A 22,631-nucleotide genomic window follows, 5' to 3' on the forward strand; every position below is an offset into this window, starting at 1 on the left:
TAGCCGGACGTGTCACCCACGTCCCGAGACTGATCTGTCACGCAGGTCCTGAGACTCGACATCGCCGGGGCGCTTCGCCGTCAGACAAATGACGGGCTGTTCAGCCCCGAGCGGACTCAGCAACGAAGACGCCCCGACCCGGACGGCCAACCAACACGCCCTGCTCCCGCAGGACCGCCACTGCCCGGTGGATCGTCGAAACCGACACGTCGTAGTGGTCGGACAGCTGTTGAGTGGACGGGATCTTCGACCCGGGCTGGAACTCGCCCACCTCGATCCGTCTCAGCAGATCGTTGATCAACTCGTTCATGGTCGGCGGAATCGGCACGTGGAGGCCCCTTGCAGTCGGTTGGCCCTCCCAGTATTGAGCAACAGGTGAAACAGCGGCAATAACTGACGTAGGAGCAGTGGGCAGGAGTGCCAGCGAGATTCGACAGGTAAGAGGGCGTTGACAGAGGTGAGAGGTATCGGTAGCGTCGCTCTCGGTGATGCGGTGCTGCTGCGGTCGGTTGGCGCCTCTCGTACCGGTCTCGCATCGCCGCCGAGACCCCACCCTCCGCGCTCCCCCGGCGCGGCCCTGCTGCCGTACCGCCGATCGAGGCTGCGGTGGCAGGGCGGGGCGGTCTCCGCCGCCCTCAACCGGCGGAGGCCGCCCCCTCCACTTCGACGCGACCCGACGAAGGGCGGTCCCCCGTGCGCGACCTGATCCGCCGGCTGGTGAGCCGATGCGAGGAAAGACCACCGATGGCAGAAGCCAACCAGAGACAGCCCCTCCGGCCCTGGCAGATCCGTGAGCGGTGCTTCAACGTCCGCCGGCGCGGCCTCGACCCCGTCGAGATCCGCACCTTCCTGCATCGCGTGGCCGACGAACTCACCGTCGCGCAGACCGCCCTGGTCGCGGTGCAGGAGGAGAACGTACGGATCAAGAACGCGCTGCGCGCCTGGCAGAGCGCCCAGTCGGCGAACCACCGCTACCGATGACCGAGCGTTGGGTGATCCACCTGCCGGTCACCGCACCCGACCTGCTCAGGGCCCGGATCCTCGCCCGGACCGCCGCCCGGGTGCTGGCCCGGCTCAGCGCCCGCGTCGAGCCGGGCGGGGTGACCGTGTCGGCCGAGGACCAGCAGGGCGTACGCCACTGGGTCTTCTGCGACCGGCGACTGCCCGGCGGCGCCCGGTGTGCCCTGCCGGCCGACCACACCGCGCCCTGCTCGCGGCGCGCGCCCTGGCTGAACCGACGATGAAAGGGGCCGGGAACGTGGGCGCAACAGGAAAGGGGCTGGCGGGCCGCTGAGTGCGGCCTGCCAGCCCCCGGTAAGGCTTGGTTAGCCGAGGCCGCCGGCCCGGAACGCCACCCAGGCGTCGCTCATCCGGTCCGCCTGACCAGCGGTGAACATGTCCATGCAGGAGTCCTGCGTGTAGTCCATGAAGTTGTGGATCGGGTCCAGGCCGGGTGCGGTGCAGGTGTCCGCGCCCACCGGGCAGTTGAACTGCGGGTGCGCCTCACGCGGGGTGTCCGCGACGTAGTCGCCGGAAGCGGAGCACCCGTGCGCGAAGGTGTGCTCCAGCATCAGCCAGTGCCCGACCTCGTGCGTCAGGGTGTCACCCAGCGCGTACTTGCCGGCCGTGCCGCCCGGCATCGACTCGTCGAGGATCACCACGCCGTCGATGTAGTCGCGGCCGTTGTTGTAGCCCTTCGGGAAGTACGCCCAGCCGAGCAGCCCGCCGCCGATGTCGGCCGCGTACACGTTGAGGGTGCGGGAGTCGCCGGTGTACAGCGCCTTCTTCATGTCCCGCTCGTTCTTGCCCGGCACGACCGTGTACCAGTCGCTGTTCACCGTCCACGTCGTGTCGACGAGGTCGAACCGGAACGGCGTGTCGGCGGCGTTCGCGGCGGTGCTGCCGGCGAACGAGTCGTTGAGCACCTTCATCTGCGCCGCGATCAGGCTGTTCCACCGGGTCGTCTCCGCCGCGCTGAGCGGGTGGTCGGAGACCATGTGGAAGACCGTCGGCACGGTGACGCTGCCGTTGGCCAGGCGCGGCGAATCCTTGATCACGCCGTAGGCGTTCGCCTCGTTCTTCGAGTACAGCTCCGGCTCCTGGGCGGTGGCGCCCTCGGCCACTCGCGCGACGCTGTGCGCCTCAGCTCCGGGCGCACAGTCCGCGACACCCGGGGAGGCGGTCGCCGGCGCTGCCGTGGCCACCGCCCCGGAAGCCCCGCCGGCCCCCAGGAAGGTCGCGGCGGTGGCGGTCAGGACCGCCAGTTGGAAAGCCGATCTTCTTCTGCGCATCGTTGCCCTTTCACATACGGGGGATGAGCCACGTCAGCGGCAGGGACGAGGGTCACCGGGATACGGGACCGACATCGTCGTTCCGACATAACAACACGTCAGCGGCGTTAACAACAGACCACGAGCGGGTCGATTGCCGGATGGCAAGGGCCGGTTTCGCAACGGTCGGACCGACGACGCTTCCCGGCTCGCACGCGGCGGCCTACGGTCGACGAATGATCCTCTCCGAGTTCGCCGGGTCCTGGGTGGGCAGCAACGGCTTCCGGCTGATGCCCGATCATCCGCTCGCGGAGTTCCCCGCCACGATGACCGTGACGACGGCTGCCGGCGGTCACCTGACCTCGGTCGCGTACTCCTGGCGGCACCCGGACGACGGACCCCAGGACGGCCTGCTCCTCATCGCCGCCGCCGGCGAGGACGGCTCACTCACGGCCGTGTGGGGCGACTCCTGGCATCAGAAGCCGGTGCCGATGTCGCTGCCCGGCAGGTCGGGAGCGGGCGGAACGTTCGAGTTCGAGGGCGACTACGGCGGCGGTTGGCGCTGGCGCATCGTGTTCGACGCCGCCGACACCGCGACCCTGCGGATGCGGATGGACAACGTGATCCCCGCCGACCAGGCCACACCCGAAATGGCCGCCGGGCCGTACCCGGTGATGGTCATGGAGGTACGCCGCGCCTGACGGGCGCGGTGGGGGTTCAGAGGACGTGGGTGGCCCGTTCGGCGGCGAGCTGTTCGGCCTCCACGTTGCTGTGGATGACCACGGACGCGCCGACTGACAGCGGGGCGAGCAGCCACTTCAGCGGTTGCTCGTGCTCGGCGGCGTCGACCAGGAGGCTGTCGCCGGCCCGCAGGCCGAGCTGGGCGGCGACCTCGTGCGCCAGCGCGCCCCACGCGCCGTAGCTGGTGCCGTCCGGCGTGGCCGGGTCGGCAGCTCGCACGGCGTGGTGGTCGGGCGGGGTGGCCGGGTGCCGCAGCACCTCGGCGGACCAGTCGAGCCAGCCCACCGGCACCTCGGCGAGCGACCCGGGCGCGGTGCCGACGAGGTAGCGGTGCGTCCCGTCGGGTACGTCCTCCAGCCAGTCGTCGAGGCGTTCCGGAGTCACGAACACCGCGTCGTACGGCCGGTCGCCGCCCGGCTCCAGGACCGGCAACCCGGCCAGGGCGCGCGGCCAAAACGACACCGCCAGCCCGACCGACCAGGCACCGAGCAGCACCGCGGCGGTACGCCAGTGCGGCGGCAGCAGCACCGCGACCCGGTCGCCGGCGCGCAGCCCGCAGCCGTCGCGCAGCAGCCCGGCGCAGCGCGCCGCCCAGTCGCCGAGCTGGTGCGCGGTCAGCGCGGTCCGCTCGCCGGTCGCCCCGTCCAGGTACGTCAGCAGCGGCGGGCCGGCCTCGTCCGCCGCTGCTGACCCCCACACGACCGGGTCCTGGACGGTGTCCATCGGGCGTCCTCCTCGTGACGACGACGACTCACCCTACCGATCGGGCAGGACCGGCGAGAACGTCGACGACCCCGGCCGCCACGCCGGGACGACTACACTCGCGGCCACATCCGGCTCGGGAACGGGGCAGTCGAATGGGCGAGCTGTTGTCGACAGTCGTGCAGATCGTCAGCTCGTATGTCACCCGCATGTTGGACCGGCGGGCGGTGTCCCGGGATGCGAAGGTGGCCGCCGAACTGATGGCCGTCGTCCTGGCCCTCCAGGAGGTGTGCCTCACCGGCCACCGGATCCTCGCCCTCGCCGGCACGATCGTCGCGGGCACCGCGCGACCCGACGACGTGACCGAGTTCGCCGCCGCGCTCCGCAGGCAGTCCGCCCTGGTGGACCAGCTCAGAAGCCGGATCGAGACCGCGCGCCCGCTGCTCGCCACCGTCGAGGTGGAGTTCGCCCTCAGCGTGGCGCCGTTCCTCGACGCGAAGTCGGGGCTGCTGACCCGCTGGCAGCAGCAGGCGGCCATGAGTCAGTTCTCCACCACCACGCTGCTCTTCCTGCCGGCAGAGAGCGTCACCCGGGCGGTGGCGGCGAGCCGGCCCCGCCCCGACGCCACCTCGCTCGACCTGGACCGGACGGATTTCGTGCTGGTGGTGGCCGACGAGGTGCGCGGCGTGCGCCGGCGGGAGGTACGGGACATTCGCACCGCCACCGACGCCGAGCGTGACCGGGTGCTGCGGGACATCGAACAGGCCCGGGCCGGGCTGGAGACCGCGACGCAGCTCTGCGCCGGGTTGCTCACGGCGACTCGGGAGACCGTGGGACCGGAGGCGTTCGCCGAGTTGCGGCGGAACCTGGCGGGTCGAGAGCTTCGCCGCTGAGCCTGCCCGACCGGCCCAGCTCCGGGTCGCGGGGATAGCCGCCGTACCGGGCCAGCGCGTACGAGCCGACGCCGGTGGCCAGGAGGCTGAGCGAGGCCATGCCGAGTTCCCGGCTGAGTTCCTCCGCGTTGAACATGAGTCGTTGGAACAGCCCGCTGCCCCTGGCCTGGTCGGTGAGTCGGATCTCGTCGAGCGACGCGCGCCGCTCCGGGAAGGAGAACCGCAGCCCGAGCAGGGCGTGCAGGGTGCCGGCCGGCGCGATCCGCAGGTCGACGGCGCAGCCGCCGTCGGGGTAGAGCGAGACCTCGAACCGCGCCTCCGGCAGACCCGCCGAGATCAGCTCGCGGAACCGGCCCGGCGGGAGCGGCACCCAGCGCCGCCACGACGCGACGAACTCCTCGTCCGCCCGGGCCACCGTCATCACCGGCTCCAACGCCGTCAGATCGGCGATCGTCAGGGCGTCGATCTCGGCCCGGAGATCCCGCGCCGGGGGTGGCGCCGGGTGGAGCAGTCGTACCCCGCCGGCCTCCACCAACAGCCCGTCCCACTCCGGGTCGGGTCGGAACCGCCCGAGGCAGAAGTCGTCGCCCAATGCGGCGGCGAGGTGCTGCCACCAGGCTGCCGCGCGTACCGGCCGCAGCCCGAACCGCATGGCGCCCACGATGAAGCAGCGGTGCAGCACGAGGGTGGCACTGACGGCATCCACGTCGACCATCGGGCCGTCCAGGGCGCGCGCCGCGCCGGCGGCGTCGCGTTCCATCTCCGTGTACGCGACGAGCGGCGGCGCGTCCGCGATCCGCACCGGGATGGCGCTGTCGAGCTGGGAGGCGGGATCGACCGGCGCCCACACCACGTCGTCGTTCAGGACGATCAGCGGTGCCAGCCCGTCGTCCTGCCGCACCACCAGCTCCAGGGCCGGATCGCCGCGCGGCGAGAAGATCTGCCGGGCCCGGAGGACCGAGTCGGGGTGCAGCCGTACGCCGTCGTCGATGGCCGGCACGACCACCTGCACCTCGGCGTCGATCGTCCGGACCCGGAGCGCCGGCAGGGTGCGCAGGGCGCCTGCGAGTTCATCGCTGTCCATGAGCGACTGTAGCTGAGCATCGACGCGCGAGGATGCCACGACGGCGAGCTGCTGCCCGCGGCCGTCGGGCCGCGGGCAGCTCGTTGCTGGCGGGGGCTACTTCTTGACCTTGACGACGTCCGCCGGGCGCTGCACCTTCACCGCGACGCCGTAGTCGGACAGTTCGAGCGTCGAGGTGGACGTCCCCTGGTCGAGCCGGCCCTTCGCCGTCGTCTGCCAGGTCACGGTGAGCACCACCTTCGCGATCCGACCGTCGCGGTCCAGCGTGACGTCACCGGTCGCGCTGGTCGACCCCATCTCCTGCGTCACGGTGTACGCGAAGTGCGGGCTGCCGTCCGGGTTCTCGGTGATGGTGGCGTTCGCGCTCTTCAACGCCGTGAACAGCACCGCCGGGTCGGGCGACACGGCACCCAGGACGCCGTCACCGCCGTCGTAGAGGGACAGCCGGTCATACCGGCCCGGGTACTGGCCGTAGCGGCCGTACGTCTCCCCCGGGCCCTTGTCGGCCGGCAGCTTGCCCAGCGGCCGCTCCCCACCGACGTACCGGGTGCCGTCGATCAGCAGCTCGGTCATGACCGAGTCGTCCTGCGGGCAACGGACGTACCCGGTGGCCGTCCTCGGGTCGAACGCGCCCTCATACGTCAACCCGCCCGGCCCGGAATTGGTCAGCCGCATCCGGTAACTGATGTTCTCGCTGGCGGTGACGGCCGAGACCAGCTCCATCGCCGGCGACACCGCCGCCGGCTGCGACGACTGCCCGGCGGTGACGCTGGGACGCCCCGACGTCGGCGTCGTCGGCGTCGTCGCCACGGTCGCCACGGTGGCGACGCCGACCGCCAGCAGCGCACACGTCGCGCTGACCATGGTGGCCGTCCGGCGCCGGCGGGCCCGCCGACCGCGGTCGAGGAGCACCCCCACCGGGGGTACGGAGTCGGACTCGCCGTCGACGATGTCGTGCAGTCGGTGGGCGAGCCGCTCATCAAGGGTGTTCATGACTGGTCACCTGCTCACTGGGTAGGAGGGTTCATCGAGGAAGTGGCGAAGCTTGTCCAGCGCCCGAGCGTTCTGGCTCTTCACGGTCCCCACCGAGCAGCCCAGCAGCTGAGCCACCTCGCGCTCAGGCAGGTCCTCGTAGTGGCGGAGCACCACGACCGCACGCTGCTTCGCCGGTAACGACATCAGCGCCCGACGCAGCACGACGGCATCCGGGCCGACGTCGCCGCCGGGGGTGGCCCGGTCGGGGACGTCCGCGACGAGCCGCTCCCGGCGCCGCCGCCGCCAACCGGACGTGTGGTTGTTGACCAGGGCGCGGCGCAGGTAGGCGTGCGGGTCGTCGAGCCGGGACAGCCGCCGCCACCGCTCGTACACCTTGACCAGGCTGTCCTGAAGCAGTTCCTCGGCCCGCCACCGGTCGCCGGCCAGCAGCATGGCCAGCCGGATATGTCGCTGCCAGGCCACCCCGACGAATGCGACGTACGACCGGTCCGCCGGGGACAGTGTCGTTGTTTGGTCGGTCACGCCCCTACCACGTGGCGGGGCCGCAGAAGGTTGGCTGGAGCGGCGGACGTTTTCGGCGACGGCGTCAGCTCGGCAGCTCCGGGCCGCCCTCGAGCAGCGGGGCGAGCAGGTCGCCCTGCTTCTCCACCCGCTTGAGCACCTCGGTCGCCGTGTACGGCTTCGTCGCCGGCCGCTTCCCGGCCGCCCCCGCCTCGACCTCGTCCCAGGTCAGCGGCGTCGACGCGGACGGCACCGACTGGGCCCGCAGCGAGTACGGTGCCACCGTCGTCTTCGCCGCGTTGTTCTGGCTCCAGTCGATGAAGACCTTCCCCGGCCGCAGGTTCTTCGCCATCTTCGACACGATCAGCTTGGGCTGCGCCTTCTCCAGCTCCTGCGCGATGCGGCGGGCATACGCCGAGACGTCGTCGGCGTCCTGCGTGCCGGCGATCGGGCAGCAGAGCTGCATGCCCTTCTTCCCCGACGTCTTCGGGTACGACTCGATACCGTCGTCAGCGAGCCGGTCGCGCATCAGCAGCGCCACCTGGCAGCACTGGCGTAGCGCCGCCGGGGCGCCCGGGTCCAGGTCGACGACCATCATGTCCGGGTGCTCGCCGACCTTCCACTGCGGCGTGTGCAGCTCCAGCGCGGCGAGGTTGGCCAGCCAGACCAGGGTGGGCAGGTCGTCGGCGACCACGTAGTCGATGGTCTCCCGGCCCTTGCTCGACCCGGGGGCGGGCAGCGTCTCGGTGCGTACCCAGTCGGGGGTCGCGGCCGGGGCGTTCTTCTCGAAGAACGAGCCGCCGGTGACCCCGTTGGGGAAGCGGATCCGGGTCAGCGCGCGGTCGGCCAGGTGCGGCAGCAGGACCGGGGCGATCCGGGTGTAGTAGTCGATCACCTCGCCCTTGGTGAACCCGGCCTCGGGATAGAGCACCTTGTCCAGGTTGGACAGCTCCAGCGTCCGCCCCTCGACCTCCACCCGGAACCGCTCAGCCGGCATCGTCGACCTCCTCCGGTGGCTTGTCCGGCCGCAGCCGCAGCACCCGGGGGAACCGGAGCCGCCCGTCGGGCGTGCGCTGGCCGTACTTGACCTCCACCACGACCCGGGGTGTTACCCAGATCGCGCCCCGGGCATCCTCGCGCGGCACGTCACCGGAAAACGGCGACGCCGCCCCGCGCAGCGGCTCCAGCTCGCGCAGCAGCTCCCGCTCCAGCGCCGCGCCGATCCCGCCGCCGACCCGGCCCCGGTAGATGAGCCGCCCGTCCGGCCCGGGCACCCCCACCAGCAGGCCGCCGATCTTCCGCGCGCCGGGCCGCCAGCCGCCGACCACGAAGTCGCCGGTCACCTCCAGCTTGACCTTGAGCCAGTCGGATGAGCGCACGCCGGCCCGGTAGACCGAGTCGACCCGCTTCGCCATCACCCCCTCCAGGCCGTGCTCGCCGGCCGCCTCGTAGGTGGCCGCGCCGTCGGCGAAGGTCGGGGGCACCGCCCACCGGGCCGCGCCGAGCCCGAGCCCTTCCAGGGCCGCCCGCCGCTGAAGGTACGAGCGGCCGGTCAGGTCCTCGCCGCGCAGCCGGAGCAGGTCGAAGATCATGTACGTCACCGGGGCCGCCGCCGCGAGCCGGGCCGCCTTCGCCGGATCGCGGACGTGCATCCGCTCGGCCAGCGCGGTGAACGAGGGCTGCCCGGTCTGGTTGAGCAGCACCACCTCGCCGTCGAGCAGCGCGTCGTCGACCTGCTCGGCCAGGGTGATCAGCTCGGGGTACGCGGCGGTGATCTCCACGCCGCTGCGGGCGTACATGTGCTGCCGGCCGCCGGTGATGTCGGCCAGCGCCCGGACCCCGTCCCACTTGAACTCGTACGCCCAGCCGTCATCCACCGGGAGCGGCCCGGTCATCGCGAGCATCGGCTTCAGCGGCGCGCCGGGCACCTTTCGATGGTAGTTGCGCTGCGAAGAGCGTGCGCCCCGTTCGATCGTTTGGGATCCTGGGCAGAACCGGGGAGAGGAGCGCGGCATGCGGGCGATCTGGAAGGGGGCCGTGTCCTTCGGGCTGGTGTCGATCGGCGTGAAGCTCTACTCGGCCACCGAGGAGAAGGACATCCGCTTCCACCAGGTGCACCGCGCCGACGGCGGCCGGATCCGCTACAAGCGCACCTGCCAGGTCTGCGGCGAGGAGGTCACCTACGACGACATCGCCAAGGGCTACGACCTGGGCGGCGGCGAAATGGTGATCCTGACCGACGAGGACTTCGCGGAACTGCCGCTGACCAGCTCGCGCGCGATCGACGTGCTGGAGTTCGTCCCCGCCGAGCAGGTTGACCCGATCCTCTACAACAAGGCGTACTTCCTGGAGCCGGAGGGCTCGGCGACCAAGCCGTACGTGCTGCTGCGGGACGCGCTCGCCGACTCGGAGCGGGTGGCGATCGTCAAGGTGGCGCTGCGCCAGCGCGAACAGTTGGCCACCCTGCGGGTCCGCGAGGGCGTGCTGCTGCTCAACACGATGCTCTGGCCCGACGAGGTGCGTACCCCCGACTTCGGCTTCCTGGACGAGGACCTGAAGGTCCGTCCGCCGGAGCTGGCGATGGCCAGCTCGCTGATCGACTCGATGGCCGGCACGTTCGAGCCGGACGCCTTCACCGACGACTACCGGGCGGCGTTGCAGGAGGTCATCGACGCCAAGGTCGAGGGCCGGGAGGTGGTGCAGCCGGAGGAGGAAGAGGCCGCGCCGGCCGCCGCGGTGGACCTGATGGCCGCGCTGAAGGCCTCCGTCGAGCGGGCCCGGGCGGCCCGGGGCGAGGAGCCGGCCCGGGGCGCGGGCGAGCCGACGCCGATCTCCGCGGCCCGCTCGGCGCAGAAGGCGGCGAAGGCGGCGAAGAAGGCCGCCCCGGCGAAGAAGGCGGCGGAGAAGAAGGCCGCCGCCAAGAAGACCGAGCCGGCGAAGAAGACCGCCGCGAAGAAGACCGCGGAGAAGAAGGCCGCCAAGGCGCCGGCGAAGAAGGCTGCAGCAAAGAAGGCCGCACCCCGCAAGACCGCCTGAACATCCGGCCGGGGCCTCCGCCGTCGTACGCCGGAGACCCCGTCGGCGGGTCAGCCGCGGCCGAGCTTCTGGGTCGGCGTGATCCGGACGATCACCCGCTCCTCGCCCGGCTGCCGGAACGGGTAGGTGTCCTGTCCGAGGTACTTCTTCGCCATCCGGTCGATGTGCTCGTCGGCACCCTCGGTGACCAGCTCGGCGGTGCCCTTCACCCAGAGGGTGCGGAAGTCGTCGGCCTTGTCCACCACCGAGACCGCCACCACCGGGTTGCGCTCGATGTTGATGGACTTCTGCCGCCCCAGGGCGGTGTTGAAAAGGATGTGCTCGCCGTCGGTGTCCACCCAGACCGGGGTGACGTGCGGGGTGCCGTCGGCCTCGACGGTGGCCACGTGGGCCAGCTGGGGCTCGGCGAGCAGGGCCAGGTCTTCGTCGGTGAGGATCGCCATGGTCCTAGAACCTACCGCCGGAAGCACTCCGGCACCCGGACGAACCGGGATGACGGGGAGGCCGGGGACGGTAGGTGGGAGAGCGGGCGGGCGACGGGACACCGGCGGCATCGATCCGGGTACCGTGTGCGCTGGCCGCGGGTCGTCGGGCCGGTCCACCCACACCAGCAGGGAGTCGAGGACGTGAGCGAGCGTACGCAGAACCGGTCGGCGGGCCAGGGCCCGGAGACGAAGGCGCAGCGGCGGCTGGCCGCCCAGCTTGCGGCGCAGAAGGCCGCCGAGGCGAAGAAGCGCCGGCAGGCCTGGCTGGGGGCGCTCGCCGGCCTCGCGGTGATCGCGGTGATCGTCGGGGTGTTCGTGGTGGCCCGGGGCGGAGACGAGGACCCGAAGCCCGCCGCGTCGCCCGCCGGCTGCCCCGGCGGCTTCCCGACCCTGCCCGACGGCGCCGACCGGGCGCTCTGCACCAAGCCGCCGGCCGGCAAGGGCGAGGGCGAGCTGACCGGCCTGAAGGCCACCCCGCTGATCCGGGGTACCGGCGCCGCCGCCCAGAGCGGCCAGCAGATCACCGTGAACTACGTCGGGGTGTCGTACCGGACCGGCGAGGAGTTCGACGCCTCCTGGAAGCGGTCGGAGCCGTTCTCCTTCATGCTCGGCCAGGGCAACGTGATCCCGGGCTGGGACCAGGGCCTGCAGGGGCAGACCGTGGGCAGCCGGGTGCAGCTCGACATCCCGGCCGACCTCGCGTACGGCGACAAGCCGCAGCGCCCGGGCGCGCCGTCCGGCCCGCTGCGCTTCGTCGTCGACGTGCTGGCGGTGCAGTAGCCCACACAGGGCTTCCCGGCTGTCACCTACGCGCAGTAGGTTCGGGGTCACCGTGGGCGGTGCGCACCGCGTCACGGTGACCCCTCACCATCGTGGAGGTACGCGTGCCGGCGCTGGACGATCCCGGGCGGACCGCCCGGCTCATGTGGACACACTTCGAGCCCGTCCACGCGGTCACCTACTTCCACCCGCGCGCCCGCGCCGCGTACGAGGCGGTCGGGCTGCGCGGCTACTGGCGCGGGTACTTCGCCGGCCGGGCCGCCCCGCTCGGGCCCACCGAGGCCGCCCCGGTGATCGCCGCGTTCTTCAACTTCGCCCCGCCGATGGTGAGCCGGGCGCTGCCGGCGGTCTGGCGGCTGGCCACCCCGCAGGAGGCGCTGCGGGCCCGGCTCACCGGCGCCGTGCAGGCCCTCGCCGAGCTGACCTACGAGCTGCCCGAGGCACACCTGGCCGAGGCCGCCGACCTGCTGGAGGAGGCGGCCGCGGCGGTGGAGCCCGCCGGCCGGGTGCTCGGCGCGGCCAACGCCGCCCTGCCGCGCGGTGAATACCCGCTGGCCCGGCTCTGGCAGGCCGCCACCACGCTGCGCGAACACCGGGGCGACGGGCACGTCGCCGCCCTGGTCGCCGCCGACCTCGATCCGGTGGAGACGCTGGCCTGGCGGGTCGCGGTGGACCAACCGCTGCAGAACCTGCTCGGCCGGGGCTGGTCCGAGGAGCAGTGGCAGGCGGCCCGGGGCCGGCTGGCCGACCGCGGCTGGCTCGGTCCGGACGGCGAGCCGACCGACGTCGGGCGGGCCCGGTTCCAGGCGATCGAGGACGCCACCGACCTCGCCGCCGCCCGCCCCTGGCGGGCACTCGGGGCGGACCGCACCGACCGCCTGCGCGAACTGCTCGAACCGATGGCCCGCGCCTGCCACACGGTGATCCCGGAGAACAGCCCGATCGGCCTGCCCGCCCTGCAGAGCTGACACCCCGCCCCGCCCCCGGTCGGGGAGGATGGGCGGGTGACGGTGGATGCGGTGGTGTTCGACCTCGACGGCGTGATCGTGGACTCCGAGCCGGTCTGGGAGGAGGTCCGGCGGGCGTACGTGGCCGCGCACGGCGGCACCTGGCAGCCGGACACCCAGCGCCGGCTGATGGGGATGAGCACCGGCGAGTGGGCCGACTACCTCAGCGACGAGCTGGGCGTCGACCGCGACGCCGGGCAGGCGGCCACCGAGGTGGTCGAGGAGATGACCCGGCGGTACGCGCAGCACGTACCCCTGATCGACGACGCCGACCGGGTCGTGCGCGGGGTGGCCGCGCGGTGGCCGCTGGGACTGGCCAGCTCGTCACCGACCCGGCTGATCGCCGCGGCGCTGGCCGCCATGGACCTGACCGACGCCTTCCGGGTGACGCTCTCCACCGAGGAGACCGCGCGGGGCAAGCCCGCGCCGGACGTCTACCTGGCCGTCGCCGACCGGCTCGGCGTCGACCCGGCCCGCTGCGTCGCGGTGGAGGACTCCTCCAACGGGGTACGCTCCGCGGCCGCCGCCGGCATGCGGGTGGTGGCGATCCCGCACGGGTCGTACCCGCTGGACCCGGACGCGGCGGCCCTCGCCGCCGTGGTGCTGTCGTCGGTGCACGACCTCACTCCGGACCTGGTGGCCGGGCTCGGCTGACCCGGCCCACCGGTCGGGCTCAGATCCCGCGGCTGCGGCTGGACCGGGGCAGGAACGGGGTGTCGCGGCGGTCGCCGGCCGGGGCCGGACCCGGTTCGCCGGTCGCCTCCACCGGTGCCGCGCACCCGGCGTCGGTCGGACCGGCCTCGCCACCGAGCGTCACGGGTGGCGCCGCCTCTGGTACGTCCCGCATGACCCCTCCTCCACCGGCTACCCGGTGATACGGACGGCGGGCCCGGCGGGATCGGCGAAGATGGGGACGCGACTGTCGGAGGGAGACGGGGATGAAGGCGATCGTCTACGAGGAGACCGGCGACCCCTCGGTGCTGAAGCTGGTGGACCGGCCGGTGCCGGAACCCGGGCGCGGCGAGGTGCTGGTCCGGGTGGCCGTCTCCGGGGTGAACCCGACCGACTGGAAGGGTCGCCGGCAGTGGCCGCTGCCGGCCGGCTGGCAGATCCCCGGCCAGGACGGCGCCGGGGTCATCGAGGCGGTCGGCGAGGGCGTCGACCAGATCCTGATCGGCGAACGGGTGTGGCTCTGGGAGGCCGCCTGGCAGCGCCCGTGGGGCACCGCCGCCGAGTACACCGTGGTCCCGGTCCGCCACGCGGTAAGCCTCGGCTCCGCCGACTTCGACCTGGGCGCCTGCCTCGGCATCCCGTTCCTCACCGCGCACCGCTGCCTGACCGCCGGGGAGTACATGCCGACCAAGCTGCACGCCGGTGCGCTCAGCGACCACGTGGTGCTGGTGCAGGGCGGCGCGGGCGCGGTGGGCAACGCCGCGATCCAGCTCGCGCGCTGGGCGGACGCCTGCGTGATCACCACCGTCAGCAGCCCGGAGAAGGCGCAGTTCGCGGCGGCGGCCGGCGCGTCCTTCGTGATCAACTACCGGGAAGAGGACGTGGTCGAGGAGGTCCGCAAGATCGCCCCCGACGGGGTGCACACGATCGTCGAGGTCTCCGCCGCCCGCAACGCCGCCACCGACGTCCAACTGCTCCGCCCCGGCGGCGCGGTCTGCGTGTACGCCGACGACGGGGGCGCCGAGGTCACCCTGCCGATCCGGCCGCTGATGGTGCCCAACGCCCGCTGGCAGTTCGTGCTGGTCTACACCGAGCCGGCGGCGGCCAAGGCGCGGGCGGTCACCGACGTGTCGGCGGCGGTGGCCCAGGGCGGCGTACGGGTGGGCGGGGAGGCCGGCCTGCCCCTGCACCGCTACCCGTTGGCCGACACGGCCGCCGCACACCAGGCGGTGGAGGATTCGGTGGTCGGCAAGGTGCTGATCACCACCAGCGCGCAGTGACGGTCAGTCGGCGCGGGCCTGGGCGACGGAGGCGCGGACCAGCTCGGTCAGCACGTCGAGATCGACGTCGGCGAGCCGCTTGACGTAGAGGCAGCCCTTGCCGACGGTGTGCCGGCCCAGCCGGGCCAGCAACTGCTCCTTCTCGGGGAATTCCTCGCCGAGGTAGAGGGTGGTGGCCGCCTTGCGCGGCGAGAAACCGACCAGGAACCAGTCCAGCTCGCGACCGCTCGCGTAGCGCAGGTGCCGCTGCCCGAAGCCGACGATGGCGTCCCCCCACATGGTCGGCGGCTCGCCGGTGACCCGCCGCATCAGGTCGCGGACGGCGATGGCGTCGCGGCGGCGGGTCTCGTCCGGCACGGCGGCGAGGAAGTCGTCCACGCTGGCGGTGGTCGGGGCGGTCTTCAGGGTTGCCATGACGTCTCCGGTACTCGGCGGCGGGCCGGCCCGGGGGCGGCCGGTTCAGCCCGAGCGTACGAGCCGGCACCGACACCGAAGCCCCGTGAGCTGGCGGATTTCCCCGTCAGCGGGACAGAGGCGAACATGTTTCGCAAGAATGACTGTGCGGGTCGCCCCGCAGGAAAGCGGGCGGCCCCGGCGCGGTGCGAACGCCGGGGCCGCCCCTGGGGAGGGATGCTTCTCAGGAGTTGCGTCCCTGCCCCATACGGCGACGAGCCGCCGGAAAACGTTACGGCCCGGTCAGTTCCCGCACCTCCAGCCCGCCGTCGGCGTAGCGGGACCGGACCACCTTCTTGTCGAACTTGCCGACGCTCGTCTTCGGCACCGCGTCGATGAACGCCCACCGCTCCGGCAGCTGCCAGTGCGCCACCGACTTCGCCAGGAACGCCCGCAGCTCCTCCGCGGTCACCGAGGCGCCCTCGCGGATCACGACGGTGGCCAGCGGACGCTCGTCCCACCGCTGATCGGGCACCCCCACCACGCAGGCCTCCTGCACGTCGGGGTGAGCCATCAGCGCGTTCTCCAGCTCCACCGAGGAGATCCACTCCCCGCCCGACTTGATCACGTCCTTGGCCCGGTCGGTGAGGGTGATGTAGCCGTCCGGCGAGAGGGTGCCCACGTCACCGGTACGCAGCCAGCCGTCGCGGAACTTCTCCTCGTCCGGGGTGTCGTCGCCGACGTACCGGGCGGTCACCCACGGGCCCCGGACCTCCAGCTCACCGACGGACGTCCCGTCGGCGGGCAGCGGCTCGCCCAGCGGGCCGACGATCCGCGCGGCCACCCCGGCCGGCACCCGGCCCTGGGTGTAGCGGTAGCGCCAGGCCTCGTCGCCGGTGGCGCCGGCCGGCGGCCGGGACACCGAGCCCAGCGGGGACATCTCGGTCATCCCCCAGGCGTGGATGACCTCGATGCCGTGTCGCTCGGCGAACGCGTGCATCAGCGCGGGCGGGCAGGCCGAACCGCCGACGATCACCTCCGTCAGCGAGGAGGTGTCCACGTCGTGGCTGTCCAGGTAGGACAGCAGGTCGTTCCAGATGGTCGGCACCGCGCCGGCCAGGGTGGGCCGCTCGGCGACGATCATCTCGGCGATCGGCGCGGCCTGGAGGAACCGGTCCGGCATGATCAGCGACGCGCCGGAGAGGAAGGCCGCGTACGGCAGGCCCCACGACATCGCGTGGAACATCGGCACGATGGCCAGCTCCCGGTCGACCGGACCGAGGCCGAAACCCTCCGGCATGCAGACCTGCAACGAGTGCAGGTAGATCGAGCGGTGCGAGTAGGCCACGCCCTTGGGGTTGCCGGTGGTGCCGGAGGTGTAGCAGAGGGCGGCGGCGTCCCGCTCGTCCACCTCGGGCCACTGGTAGCTGTCCGGGCGGCCGGCCAGCAGCTCGTCCCAGTGGTGCACGGTGATCCGGTCGCCGGCCGCCGCGACCAGCGGGGCGGGGTCGCCGCCGCCGACCACCACCACGTGTTGCACCGTCGTCATCTCACCGAGCACCCGGGCCAGCAGCGGGATCAGCGTCGAGTCGACCAGCACCACCCGGTCCTCGGCGTGGTTGGCGATGTAGGCGACCTGGTCCGGAAAGAGCCGGATGTTCAGGGTGTGCAGCACCGCGCCCATGCTGGGCACCGCGAAGTATGCCACCAGGTGCTCGTTGTTGTTCCACATGAAGGTGGCGACCCGTTCGTCGCCGGTCACCCCGCACTCGTCGCGCAGGGCATGGGCCAGCCGGGCGGCGGCGCGGCCGACCTCGGCGTACGACATCCGGCGGGGCTCGGCGCCGGTCCACGTGACGACCTCGGCCGTGCCGTGCACGGTGGAGCCGTGTTCGAGGATCCGAGCGACCTGGAGGGGGGCGTCCATCATCGTGCTACGCATGGGTAACAAGCTAGTGGCGCCGGTCACAGGTTGGGAACCCCCTCAAACGCCGGAGGCGCCACCGGGAAGCTGCGTAAATTGTCCGGGTGAGCATCTCGTGGGCGGACTCGTACGTGGGGCAACTGCGCGCCCTGGCCGGTGACCGGACGCTGATGTTCGTCGGGGCCAGGGCCGTGGTCCGCGACAACGCGGGCCGGGTGCTGCTGATCCAGCGCTCCGACAACGGCCACTGGGCCCTGCCGGCGGGCGCGATGGAGCTGGGCGAGTCGATCGCCGACTGCGCGGTACGCGAGGTCCGCGAGGAGACCGGGCTGCGCGCGCTGCGGGTCGCCGCGTTCGCCCTCTACACCGGGCCGGACCGCACCCACACCAACATGTACGGCCACACCTACCAGATCTTCACCACCGCGTTCCGGGTCGAGGACTGGGACGGCGACCTGGCCCGGGTCACCGACGAGACCAACGACGCCGGCTTCTTCCCCCGCGACGCCTTCCCGTCGCCGCTGTCGGCGTCGGTGCCGGAGACCCTCGCCGACCTCGACGTCTTCGAGCAGACCAACCGGCTCATCCTCAAGTAGTCCCGACCACGGCCGGCTCTCCTCGGGCCGGCGCGACCGCCTCGGCCCGCGCGCCGGTGCGTTCGGCGCCGATGCCGGCGGCCACCACGAAGGCGATCCCGACCACCGCACCGACGCCCGGCACCTGGTGCAGCGCGACCAGGCCGATGACCAGCGCGATCGCCGGTTCCAGGCTCATCAGCGTGCCGAAGGCGGCGGTGGTGAGCCGGCGCAGGGCGAGCAGTTCCAGCACGAACGGCACCACCGGCAGCAGCACCGCCAGCCCCAGCCCGGCCAGCAGCACCGGCCAGGTGAGGTCCCCGAGGACGCCCGGCCCGACCACCACGGTGGCGACCACCGCGGCCACCGGCATCGACACGGCCAGGCCGCGGATGCCGGAGACCTCGTCGCCGACCCGCTGGGTGAGCAGGATGTACGCCGCCCAGCAGGCGCCCGCCGCCAGCGCGAAGCCGACACCCACCAGGTCCGCCCCGCCGCGCCACGGCTCGGTGAGGAGCAGCACCCCCACGGCGGCGAGCGCCGGCCAGAGCTTCGTCCCGCCCCGGCCCCGGGCCACCGCCACCCCGAGCGGGCCGAGGAACTCCAGCGCGCTCGCCGTACCCAGCGGCAGGCGGGCCACCGCGGCCATGAACAGGATGGTCACCCCGGCGGTCACCACGCCGAGCGCGACACAGGCCAGCAGGGCGCGCCGGGTGAAGCCGGACGGGCGGGGGCGGACCAGGACCACCAGCAGCAGGCCGGCCCAGGCCAGCCGCAGCCAGGCCGCGCCGTCGGGCCCCACCTCGTCGAAGAGGGCGACCGAGGCGGCCAGGCCGAGCTGGACGAGGAACATCGACGCGACGGCCATCGCCGCGCCGGTACGGGTGGGAACCATGCCTCCAGTAGAGCCGCTACCGACCGTTCACGTCCACGTGACTTTGCTGGACGAACCGTTCGGCAATGATGAACAATCGTGGCGTGGATCTGCGCCGCCTGCGACTGCTGCGCGAGCTGGCCCGGCTCGGCTCGATGCGCGAGGTCGCCGACGAGCTGGGCCTCACCACGTCCACCGTGTCGCAGCAGCTCGCCGCGCTCTCCCGCGAGGTCGGCGCGACGCTGATCGAACCGCAGGGCCGCCGGGTGCGGCTCACCCCCGCCGGGCGGCGGCTGGCCGAGCACGCGGTGACCATCCTCGCCGCCGTCGAGGTGGCCCGGCTCGACCTCGACCCGCGCGCCGAGCCGGCCGGCACCGTCCGGGTCGCCGGCTTCGCGACCGCCGTCCGCCGCTCGCTGCTGCCGGTCACCGCCGACCTCGCGGCGCGCCACCCGCAGGTCCGGCTGCGCATCCACGAGCACGAACCGGCCGAGGCGTTCGCGCTGCTGGCGACCGACGACGTCGACCTCGCCCTGACGTACGACTACAACCTCGCGCCGGCGCCCGTCGACCGCACGCTGGAGGCGATCCCGCTCTGGTCGGCGCCGTGGAGCCTCGGTGTGCCGGCCGAGGCCGTCGGGGACGTCCCGGACAACGCCGCCGCCGTCTTCGACCGCTTTCGGGACCGCGGCTGGATCGTCAACTCCCGCCACACCGCCGACGAGGTGGTCGTCCGGACCATCGCCTCGATGGCGGGCTTCGAACCCCGGATCGCGCACCGCGCGGACAGCCTGGAACTCGTCCAGGACCTGATCGTCGCCGGGCTCGGCGTCGGGCTGCTCCCCGCCGACCAGCCGACCGTTCCCGGCGTGCACCTGCTCCCGCTCACCGGTCCGGAGGCCCGGCTGCGCTCGTACGCGGTCACCCGCCGGGGCCGGTCCGCCTGGCCTCCGCTGGCCCTGATCCTCGACCTGCTGAGGGTCGCGGACGACCGGTCGGGGGTGGCCCCGGGACGCGACCGCCCCGGGACCACCCGCCCGACGCCGGATCAGACGGCGGGGGCGGACTCGACGTAGCGGTACATCACGTTCGCGTAGTCACCCGGGTCGGGCCGCCACTCGGCGCTGATGGTGCTCACCTCACCGTGGACCGTGAACTGGTCACCCGCCGTACCAGGAGCGACCACCATCGGGACGGTGAGCGAGGCGTACTCGCTGGCCCTCAGCGTCCCGAGCGGGCAGGACAGCGACGTGCCCGTCAAGGTGCACAGCCCGCCCAACGGGTCGCCGTCGAACGACGCGCCCGGCGGCAGGTCGACGACCAGCGTCACGTCCTTGGCCGTGGCGGTGCCGGTATTCTCCGCGGTGAACATGGGCGTGATCCGTCCGCCCTCCGCCGGAACATCGGTCTCGCCCCACGGACCGCTCAGCCCGCCGGGGCGCAGGGCGAGCTCGGGGAGCTGGGCGTAGGTCGTCTTGACCTGGTCGGTGTTGTTGGTCTTGTTGCTCTCGGGTGTAGTCGTCGAGACCGTCGCCGAGATCCTCGCCTCCGCCCCCTCCTGCTTGACCGGCAGGGAGAAGTAGACGTTCAGGCTGGCCGACTCGCCCGCCGCCAGCGAACCGTACCGGTAGGTGCAGACCAGGGTGCTGTAGTCACACTGCCACCAGGGATCGCCCGCGATCTCGCCACCGGGCGGCAGCTGGTAGGCGATGGTGACGTCGTCCACGCCGGCGGTGCCGACGTTCTGCACGACGGCGTCGACGATGACCTCGGCCCGGTCCTCCCCCCAGAGCATCGTCTGGCTGGCGGTCAGGTCGAGCTGGAGGTCGGCTCCGGTCGCCTCACCCGCTGCGACGGCGGCTGACGGCTGGAGGCAGGCCGCGGCGGCGAGGGCGGACAGGGCGACGCCGGTACGAACCAGCCGGCGTACGTGATGCGATGGCATGAACATCCCCCGATGTGTGGAGGGAACGGCCGAGCTGCCGTTCCTCCCCAATGGACGCTCAACGCCATGAATCCGTTACATGATCGACTCGCTCAGAGCATGGTCTGCGACTTCGCCTCCATGTCGGCGGCAGCCTCCTCCTTCGACTCCTTGGTGATCGGCTTCCCGCCGGCGGCGGGCGCCTTGCCGCCCAGCGGGTCGGCGCCGCCGGTCGCGCCCTGCGGGCCGGTCCCGCGCAGCTGGTCGTCCGGCAGGGCCAGGGTGACCAGCACCGCCAGGATGGCGATCAGTCCGGCGGTCAGGAAGACCATGTCCAGCGAGTCGACGAAGGCATTCTGGATGGCGGCCCGCATCGGCCCCGGCAGGGCCAGGATGGTCGCCGGATCGTTGATCGAGATGTCGGCTCCACCGCTGGCCGCGACGGCGGCGCGCTGCTCCGGGGGGAGCTGGGCGATCGCGGCCGGCAGCCGGTCGGCGAGCTGCGCGGTCAGCCGGGAGGAGAGCACCGCACCGAGGATCGCCACCCCGAACGAACCGCCCAGCGACCGGAAGAACGTCGCCGACGAGGTGCCCGCGCCCAGGTCGCGGACGTCGACCGCGTTCTGCACCGCGAGGATCAGCGACTGCATGCACAGGCCCAGCCCGACGCCGATCACCACCATGAAACCGAACGCCACCCAGAGCGAGGTCTCCACCTCCAGCCGGGTGAAGAGCAGCATGCCGGCCAGCAGCACCACCGAGCCGACCACCGGGAACCACTTGTACCGGCCGATCCGACTCATCGCCCGGCCGGTGAGGACCGAGGTGACGATGATGCCGGCCATCATCGGCAGCATCAGCAGACCGCTGCGGGTCGGCGAGGCGCCCTTGACGATCTGGAGGTAGAGCGGGATGAAGATGATCGACCCGAACATCACCAGACCGAGCACGAAGCCCGCCGAGTTGGCCAGCGCGAAGGTGGCGCTGCGGAACAGCCGCAGCGGCAGGATCGGCTCGGCGACCCGGGCCTCCTGGACCACGAACGCCACCCCGAGGACCGCCCCGGCGACGAAGAGCCCGATGATCACCCCGGAGCCCCAGGCGTACTCGTTGCCGCCCCAGCTCAGCGCGAGCAGCAGGGCGCTCACCCCGGCCACCAGCAGCCCCGCGCCGAGCCAGTCGATCGCGTGCTCCCGCCGTTCGAACGGGATCAGCCGCATGACGTGGTAGCAGACCACGATCGCCAGGATCGCCAGCGGCACGTTGATGTAGAAGATCCACCGCCAGTTGGTCTCGGCGAAGTAGCCGCCGACCAGCGGCCCGGCCACCGACGACAGGCCGAAGACCGCGCCGAAGAGCCCCTGGTAGCGGCCCCGGTCCCGGGGTGAGACCACGTCCGAGATGATGGTGAACGCCAGCGTCATCAGGCCGCCCGCGCCGATGCCCTGGATGCCCCGGGTGAGGATCAGCTGGGTCATGTCCTGCGACAGGCCGGCCAGCAGCGAGCCGAGCAGGAACGTGCCGATCGAGAAGAGGAAGACCGGCCGGCGGCCGTACAGGTCGGCCATCTTGCCGTACAGCGGGGTGGAGGCGGTGGACGCCAGCAGGTACGCGGTCACCACCCACGAGTAGTGGTTGATGCCGCCCAGCTCGCCGACGATGGTGGGCAGCGCCGTACCGACGATGGTCTGGTCGAGCGCGGCCAGCAGCATCCCGGTCATCAGGCCGAACATCAGCAGGCGGATCTGGCGGGCGTGCAGCACCGGGCCGCCCTGGGCTTCCGTGGTCATCCCGCCTTCTATCCCGGACCGTGCGAAACATGCGCCCCCGGCGGGAAAACCCGTCGACAGTCCAGCCGACCCGGCGCGTTGACCATGAGGTTGTTGTCCCGACCCGCCAGGCCGGTCGACAACAACTTCATGATCAACGGGAGCTGAACTCTTCGAGGATCGCGGTGCAGAAGGCGGGGAGGTCGGCGGGTTTGCGGCTGCTGACCAGGTTGTTGTCCGTGACGACCGGCTCGTCCAGCCACGTCGCGCCGGCGTTGGTCAGGTCGGTGCGGAGGCTGGGCCACGACGTGATGCGCCGGCCGCGCACCACGTCCGCCTCGATGAGCGTCCACGGGCCGTGGCAGATCACCCCGACCGGCTTGCCGGCGTCGAAGAACGCCTTCACGAACCGGACCGCGTCCGCATCGGTCCGCAGGAAGTCCGGGTTCGCCACGCCACCGGGCAGCACCAGCGCGTCGTAGCCACCGGCGTCCGCGTCGGCCACGGTCACGTCGACGCCGTACGTCGTGCCGTGGTCGAGGTGGTTGAAGGACTGGATCGAGCCGGGCTTGAGCGACACCAGCTCCACCGTCGCGCCCGCCCGCTCGACCGCGTGGCGCGGCTTCACGTACTCGACCTCCTCCACGCCGTCCGCGGCGAGGAAGGCGATCCGCCGGCCCTGCAGTGTCGTCGCTGCCATGTGTGTTTCTCCTCTCCGTGGTGTC

At 72.4% G+C, this 22,631-nt stretch carries 27 protein-coding genes; 11 read left to right on the plus strand and 16 right to left on the minus strand.

All coding sequences use genetic code 11. The annotated features are described in order from the left end of the window. Nucleotides 1-100: 100 nt before the first annotated feature. On the minus strand, nucleotides 101-328 hold the full coding sequence (locus V6U89_RS11915) for a winged helix-turn-helix domain-containing protein (RefSeq protein ID WP_334570961.1): 228 nt from the start codon (nucleotides 326-328) through the stop codon (nucleotides 101-103). Between the two features lie 416 nt (nucleotides 329-744). On the opposite strand from V6U89_RS11915, the gene V6U89_RS11920 reads away from it, so the two are divergent. Then, the gene (locus V6U89_RS11920; RefSeq protein ID WP_441149576.1) at nucleotides 745-981 is read left to right on the plus strand and encodes a DivIVA domain-containing protein; all 237 of its coding nucleotides are present in this window, start codon (nucleotides 745-747) and stop codon (nucleotides 979-981) included. Next, nucleotides 978-1,244, plus strand: coding sequence for a hypothetical protein (locus tag V6U89_RS11925; RefSeq protein WP_334570962.1), 267 nt, complete (start codon nucleotides 978-980; stop codon nucleotides 1,242-1,244). Before V6U89_RS11920 ends, V6U89_RS11925 begins: the two co-directional genes overlap by 4 nt. Before the next feature lie 81 nt (nucleotides 1,245-1,325). Here V6U89_RS11925 and V6U89_RS11930 read toward each other — a convergent pair whose 3' ends face one another. Continuing rightward, a complete protein-coding gene (locus V6U89_RS11930; RefSeq protein WP_334570963.1) occupies nucleotides 1,326-2,123 on the minus strand; it encodes a zinc metalloprotease in 798 nt (265 codons plus the stop codon). A gap of 383 nt (nucleotides 2,124-2,506) precedes the next feature. Between V6U89_RS11930 and V6U89_RS11935 the strand changes: the two genes are divergently transcribed. Next, a complete protein-coding gene (locus V6U89_RS11935) occupies nucleotides 2,507-2,971 on the plus strand; it encodes a hypothetical protein (RefSeq protein ID WP_334570964.1) in 465 nt (154 codons plus the stop codon). 16 nt (nucleotides 2,972-2,987) lie between these two features. Here V6U89_RS11935 and V6U89_RS11940 read toward each other — a convergent pair whose 3' ends face one another. Continuing rightward, a complete protein-coding gene (locus tag V6U89_RS11940) occupies nucleotides 2,988-3,734 on the minus strand; it encodes a TIGR03089 family protein (protein WP_334570965.1) in 747 nt (248 codons plus the stop codon). Nucleotides 3,735-3,868: 134 nt separating this feature from the next. Between V6U89_RS11940 and V6U89_RS11945 the strand changes: the two genes are divergently transcribed. Beyond that, nucleotides 3,869-4,606 carry a hypothetical protein gene (locus V6U89_RS11945; RefSeq protein WP_334570966.1) on the plus strand — a complete coding sequence of 246 codons (738 nt, stop codon included), beginning with the start codon at nucleotides 3,869-3,871 and terminating at the stop codon, nucleotides 4,604-4,606. Here the strand turns inward: V6U89_RS11945 and V6U89_RS11950 are convergent. From V6U89_RS11950 to ligD (V6U89_RS11970), 5 genes are all read right to left on the minus strand, one after another. Then, nucleotides 4,524-5,690 (minus strand): hypothetical protein, encoded by a 1,167-nt coding sequence (locus tag V6U89_RS11950; RefSeq protein WP_334570967.1) that lies wholly within the window; start codon nucleotides 5,688-5,690, stop codon nucleotides 4,524-4,526. The two genes, V6U89_RS11945 and V6U89_RS11950, sit on opposite strands and share 83 nt — an antisense overlap. A 96-nt stretch (nucleotides 5,691-5,786) precedes the next feature. After that, complete coding sequence (locus tag V6U89_RS11955; protein ID WP_334570968.1) at nucleotides 5,787-6,683, minus strand: hypothetical protein; 897 nt, start codon at nucleotides 6,681-6,683, stop codon at nucleotides 5,787-5,789. Between the two features lie 6 nt (nucleotides 6,684-6,689). Continuing rightward, entirely contained in the window at nucleotides 6,690-7,208 is a 519-nt protein-coding gene (locus V6U89_RS11960) for a SigE family RNA polymerase sigma factor (RefSeq protein ID WP_334570969.1), read from the minus strand. Nucleotides 7,209-7,272: 64 nt separating this feature from the next. After that, entirely contained in the window at nucleotides 7,273-8,184 is a 912-nt protein-coding gene (gene ligD, locus V6U89_RS11965; protein ID WP_334570970.1) for a non-homologous end-joining DNA ligase, read from the minus strand. Then, the gene (gene ligD / locus V6U89_RS11970; protein ID WP_334570971.1) at nucleotides 8,174-9,115 is read right to left on the minus strand and encodes a non-homologous end-joining DNA ligase; all 942 of its coding nucleotides are present in this window, start codon (nucleotides 9,113-9,115) and stop codon (nucleotides 8,174-8,176) included. The genes ligD (V6U89_RS11965) and ligD (V6U89_RS11970) overlap by 11 nt, the downstream gene beginning before the upstream one ends. A gap of 85 nt (nucleotides 9,116-9,200) precedes the next feature. Here ligD (V6U89_RS11970) and ku point away from each other — a divergent pair, with 85 nt between their 5' ends. Then, nucleotides 9,201-10,223: a non-homologous end joining protein Ku gene (ku, locus tag V6U89_RS11975; RefSeq protein ID WP_334570972.1), complete on the plus strand. Its 1,023-nt coding sequence runs from the start codon at nucleotides 9,201-9,203 to the stop codon at nucleotides 10,221-10,223. 50 nt (nucleotides 10,224-10,273) lie between these two features. On the opposite strand, the gene V6U89_RS11980 is transcribed toward ku, so the two are convergent. After that, nucleotides 10,274-10,666 carry a PPOX class F420-dependent oxidoreductase gene (locus V6U89_RS11980; RefSeq protein ID WP_334570973.1) on the minus strand — a complete coding sequence of 131 codons (393 nt, stop codon included), beginning with the start codon at nucleotides 10,664-10,666 and terminating at the stop codon, nucleotides 10,274-10,276. A gap of 183 nt (nucleotides 10,667-10,849) precedes the next feature. Here V6U89_RS11980 and V6U89_RS11985 point away from each other — a divergent pair, with 183 nt between their 5' ends. The 3 genes from V6U89_RS11985 to V6U89_RS11995 all read left to right on the plus strand — a co-directional run bounded on the left by V6U89_RS11985 (nucleotide 10,850) and on the right by V6U89_RS11995 (nucleotide 13,149). Beyond that, on the plus strand, nucleotides 10,850-11,488 hold the full coding sequence (locus tag V6U89_RS11985) for an FKBP-type peptidyl-prolyl cis-trans isomerase (protein ID WP_334570974.1): 639 nt from the start codon (nucleotides 10,850-10,852) through the stop codon (nucleotides 11,486-11,488). A gap of 143 nt (nucleotides 11,489-11,631) precedes the next feature. Next, nucleotides 11,632-12,456, plus strand: coding sequence for an SCO6745 family protein (locus V6U89_RS11990; protein ID WP_334571214.1), 825 nt, complete (start codon nucleotides 11,632-11,634; stop codon nucleotides 12,454-12,456). Between the two features lie 36 nt (nucleotides 12,457-12,492). After that, on the plus strand, nucleotides 12,493-13,149 hold the full coding sequence (locus V6U89_RS11995) for an HAD family hydrolase (protein WP_334570975.1): 657 nt from the start codon (nucleotides 12,493-12,495) through the stop codon (nucleotides 13,147-13,149). 19 nt (nucleotides 13,150-13,168) lie between these two features. Here V6U89_RS11995 and V6U89_RS12000 read toward each other — a convergent pair whose 3' ends face one another. Then, a complete protein-coding gene (locus V6U89_RS12000) occupies nucleotides 13,169-13,342 on the minus strand; it encodes a hypothetical protein (RefSeq protein WP_334570976.1) in 174 nt (57 codons plus the stop codon). 91 nt (nucleotides 13,343-13,433) lie between these two features. Here V6U89_RS12000 and V6U89_RS12005 point away from each other — a divergent pair, with 91 nt between their 5' ends. Continuing rightward, nucleotides 13,434-14,447 (plus strand): NADPH:quinone reductase, encoded by a 1,014-nt coding sequence (locus tag V6U89_RS12005; protein ID WP_334570977.1) that lies wholly within the window; start codon nucleotides 13,434-13,436, stop codon nucleotides 14,445-14,447. A 3-nt stretch (nucleotides 14,448-14,450) separates the two neighbouring features. Here the strand turns inward: V6U89_RS12005 and V6U89_RS12010 are convergent, their stop codons facing one another. Both V6U89_RS12010 and V6U89_RS12015 read right to left on the minus strand, forming a co-directional pair. After that, complete coding sequence (locus tag V6U89_RS12010; RefSeq protein WP_334570978.1) at nucleotides 14,451-14,861, minus strand: DUF1801 domain-containing protein; 411 nt, start codon at nucleotides 14,859-14,861, stop codon at nucleotides 14,451-14,453. Nucleotides 14,862-15,132: 271 nt separating this feature from the next. Further along, nucleotides 15,133-16,767 carry a fatty acid--CoA ligase gene (locus tag V6U89_RS12015; protein ID WP_334571216.1) on the minus strand — a complete coding sequence of 545 codons (1,635 nt, stop codon included), beginning with the start codon at nucleotides 16,765-16,767 and terminating at the stop codon, nucleotides 15,133-15,135. 101 nt (nucleotides 16,768-16,868) lie between these two features. Here V6U89_RS12015 and V6U89_RS12020 point away from each other — a divergent pair, with 101 nt between their 5' ends. Next, the gene (locus V6U89_RS12020) at nucleotides 16,869-17,360 is read left to right on the plus strand and encodes an NUDIX domain-containing protein (RefSeq protein WP_334570979.1); all 492 of its coding nucleotides are present in this window, start codon (nucleotides 16,869-16,871) and stop codon (nucleotides 17,358-17,360) included. Here V6U89_RS12020 and V6U89_RS12025 read toward each other — a convergent pair. Further along, nucleotides 17,353-18,234 (minus strand): EamA family transporter, encoded by an 882-nt coding sequence (locus tag V6U89_RS12025; RefSeq protein WP_334570980.1) that lies wholly within the window; start codon nucleotides 18,232-18,234, stop codon nucleotides 17,353-17,355. The two genes, V6U89_RS12020 and V6U89_RS12025, sit on opposite strands and share 8 nt — an antisense overlap. Nucleotides 18,235-18,317: 83 nt before the next feature. On the opposite strand from V6U89_RS12025, the gene V6U89_RS12030 reads away from it, so the two are divergent. After that, nucleotides 18,318-19,289, plus strand: a complete 972-nt coding sequence (locus V6U89_RS12030) for a LysR family transcriptional regulator (RefSeq protein ID WP_334570981.1) — start codon at nucleotides 18,318-18,320, stop codon at nucleotides 19,287-19,289. Here V6U89_RS12030 and V6U89_RS12035 read toward each other — a convergent pair. The 3 genes from V6U89_RS12035 to V6U89_RS12045 all read right to left on the minus strand — a co-directional run bounded on the left by V6U89_RS12035 (nucleotide 19,262) and on the right by V6U89_RS12045 (nucleotide 22,606). After that, nucleotides 19,262-20,158, minus strand: a complete 897-nt coding sequence (locus V6U89_RS12035; RefSeq protein ID WP_334570983.1) for a hypothetical protein — start codon at nucleotides 20,156-20,158, stop codon at nucleotides 19,262-19,264. The two genes, V6U89_RS12030 and V6U89_RS12035, sit on opposite strands and share 28 nt — an antisense overlap. 92 nt (nucleotides 20,159-20,250) lie before the next feature. After that, nucleotides 20,251-21,927 (minus strand): MDR family MFS transporter, encoded by a 1,677-nt coding sequence (locus V6U89_RS12040; protein ID WP_334570985.1) that lies wholly within the window; start codon nucleotides 21,925-21,927, stop codon nucleotides 20,251-20,253. A gap of 133 nt (nucleotides 21,928-22,060) precedes the next feature. Further along, on the minus strand, nucleotides 22,061-22,606 hold the full coding sequence (locus tag V6U89_RS12045) for a type 1 glutamine amidotransferase domain-containing protein (protein ID WP_334570986.1): 546 nt from the start codon (nucleotides 22,604-22,606) through the stop codon (nucleotides 22,061-22,063). Nucleotides 22,607-22,631 lie beyond the last annotated feature (25 nt).

It is taken from the genome of Micromonospora sp. CPCC 206171, from assembly GCF_036906755.1.
GTDB classification, from domain to species: Bacteria; Actinomycetota; Actinomycetes; order Mycobacteriales; family Micromonosporaceae; genus Micromonospora; species Micromonospora purpureochromogenes.

What these genes read in the sequence shown, in the direction of transcription:
- V6U89_RS11980 (WP_334570973.1), bottom strand. Translation starts at nt 10,666, where the DNA reads ATGGCGATCCTCACCGACGAAGACCTGGCCCTGCTCGCCGAGCCCCAG.
- V6U89_RS11955 (WP_334570968.1), bottom strand. Translation starts at nt 6,683, where the DNA reads ATGAACACCCTTGATGAGCGGCTCGCCCACCGACTGCACGACATCGTC.
- V6U89_RS11945 (WP_334570966.1), top strand. Translation starts at nt 3,869, where the DNA reads ATGGGCGAGCTGTTGTCGACAGTCGTGCAGATCGTCAGCTCGTATGTC.
- V6U89_RS12000 (WP_334570976.1), bottom strand. Translation starts at nt 13,342, where the DNA reads ATGCGGGACGTACCAGAGGCGGCGCCACCCGTGACGCTCGGTGGCGAG.
- V6U89_RS11940 (WP_334570965.1), bottom strand. Translation starts at nt 3,734, where the DNA reads ATGGACACCGTCCAGGACCCGGTCGTGTGGGGGTCAGCAGCGGCGGAC.
- V6U89_RS11935 (WP_334570964.1), top strand. Translation starts at nt 2,507, where the DNA reads ATGATCCTCTCCGAGTTCGCCGGGTCCTGGGTGGGCAGCAACGGCTTC.
- V6U89_RS12040 (WP_334570985.1), bottom strand. Translation starts at nt 21,927, where the DNA reads ATGACCACGGAAGCCCAGGGCGGCCCGGTGCTGCACGCCCGCCAGATC.
- V6U89_RS11950 (WP_334570967.1), bottom strand. Translation starts at nt 5,690, where the DNA reads ATGGACAGCGATGAACTCGCAGGCGCCCTGCGCACCCTGCCGGCGCTC.
- V6U89_RS12015 (WP_334571216.1), bottom strand. Translation starts at nt 16,767, where the DNA reads ATGGACGCCCCCCTCCAGGTCGCTCGGATCCTCGAACACGGCTCCACC.
- V6U89_RS12035 (WP_334570983.1), bottom strand. Translation starts at nt 20,158, where the DNA reads ATGCCATCGCATCACGTACGCCGGCTGGTTCGTACCGGCGTCGCCCTG.
- V6U89_RS12005 (WP_334570977.1), top strand. Translation starts at nt 13,434, where the DNA reads ATGAAGGCGATCGTCTACGAGGAGACCGGCGACCCCTCGGTGCTGAAG.
- ligD (WP_334570970.1), bottom strand. Translation starts at nt 8,184, where the DNA reads ATGCCGGCTGAGCGGTTCCGGGTGGAGGTCGAGGGGCGGACGCTGGAG.
- ku (WP_334570972.1), top strand. Translation starts at nt 9,201, where the DNA reads ATGCGGGCGATCTGGAAGGGGGCCGTGTCCTTCGGGCTGGTGTCGATC.
- V6U89_RS12045 (WP_334570986.1), bottom strand. Translation starts at nt 22,606, where the DNA reads ATGGCAGCGACGACACTGCAGGGCCGGCGGATCGCCTTCCTCGCCGCG.
- V6U89_RS12010 (WP_334570978.1), bottom strand. Translation starts at nt 14,861, where the DNA reads ATGGCAACCCTGAAGACCGCCCCGACCACCGCCAGCGTGGACGACTTC.
- V6U89_RS12025 (WP_334570980.1), bottom strand. Translation starts at nt 18,234, where the DNA reads ATGGTTCCCACCCGTACCGGCGCGGCGATGGCCGTCGCGTCGATGTTC.
- V6U89_RS11990 (WP_334571214.1), top strand. Translation starts at nt 11,632, where the DNA reads ATGTGGACACACTTCGAGCCCGTCCACGCGGTCACCTACTTCCACCCG.
- V6U89_RS11925 (WP_334570962.1), top strand. Translation starts at nt 978, where the DNA reads ATGACCGAGCGTTGGGTGATCCACCTGCCGGTCACCGCACCCGACCTG.
- V6U89_RS11920 (WP_441149576.1), top strand. Translation starts at nt 745, where the DNA reads ATGGCAGAAGCCAACCAGAGACAGCCCCTCCGGCCCTGGCAGATCCGT.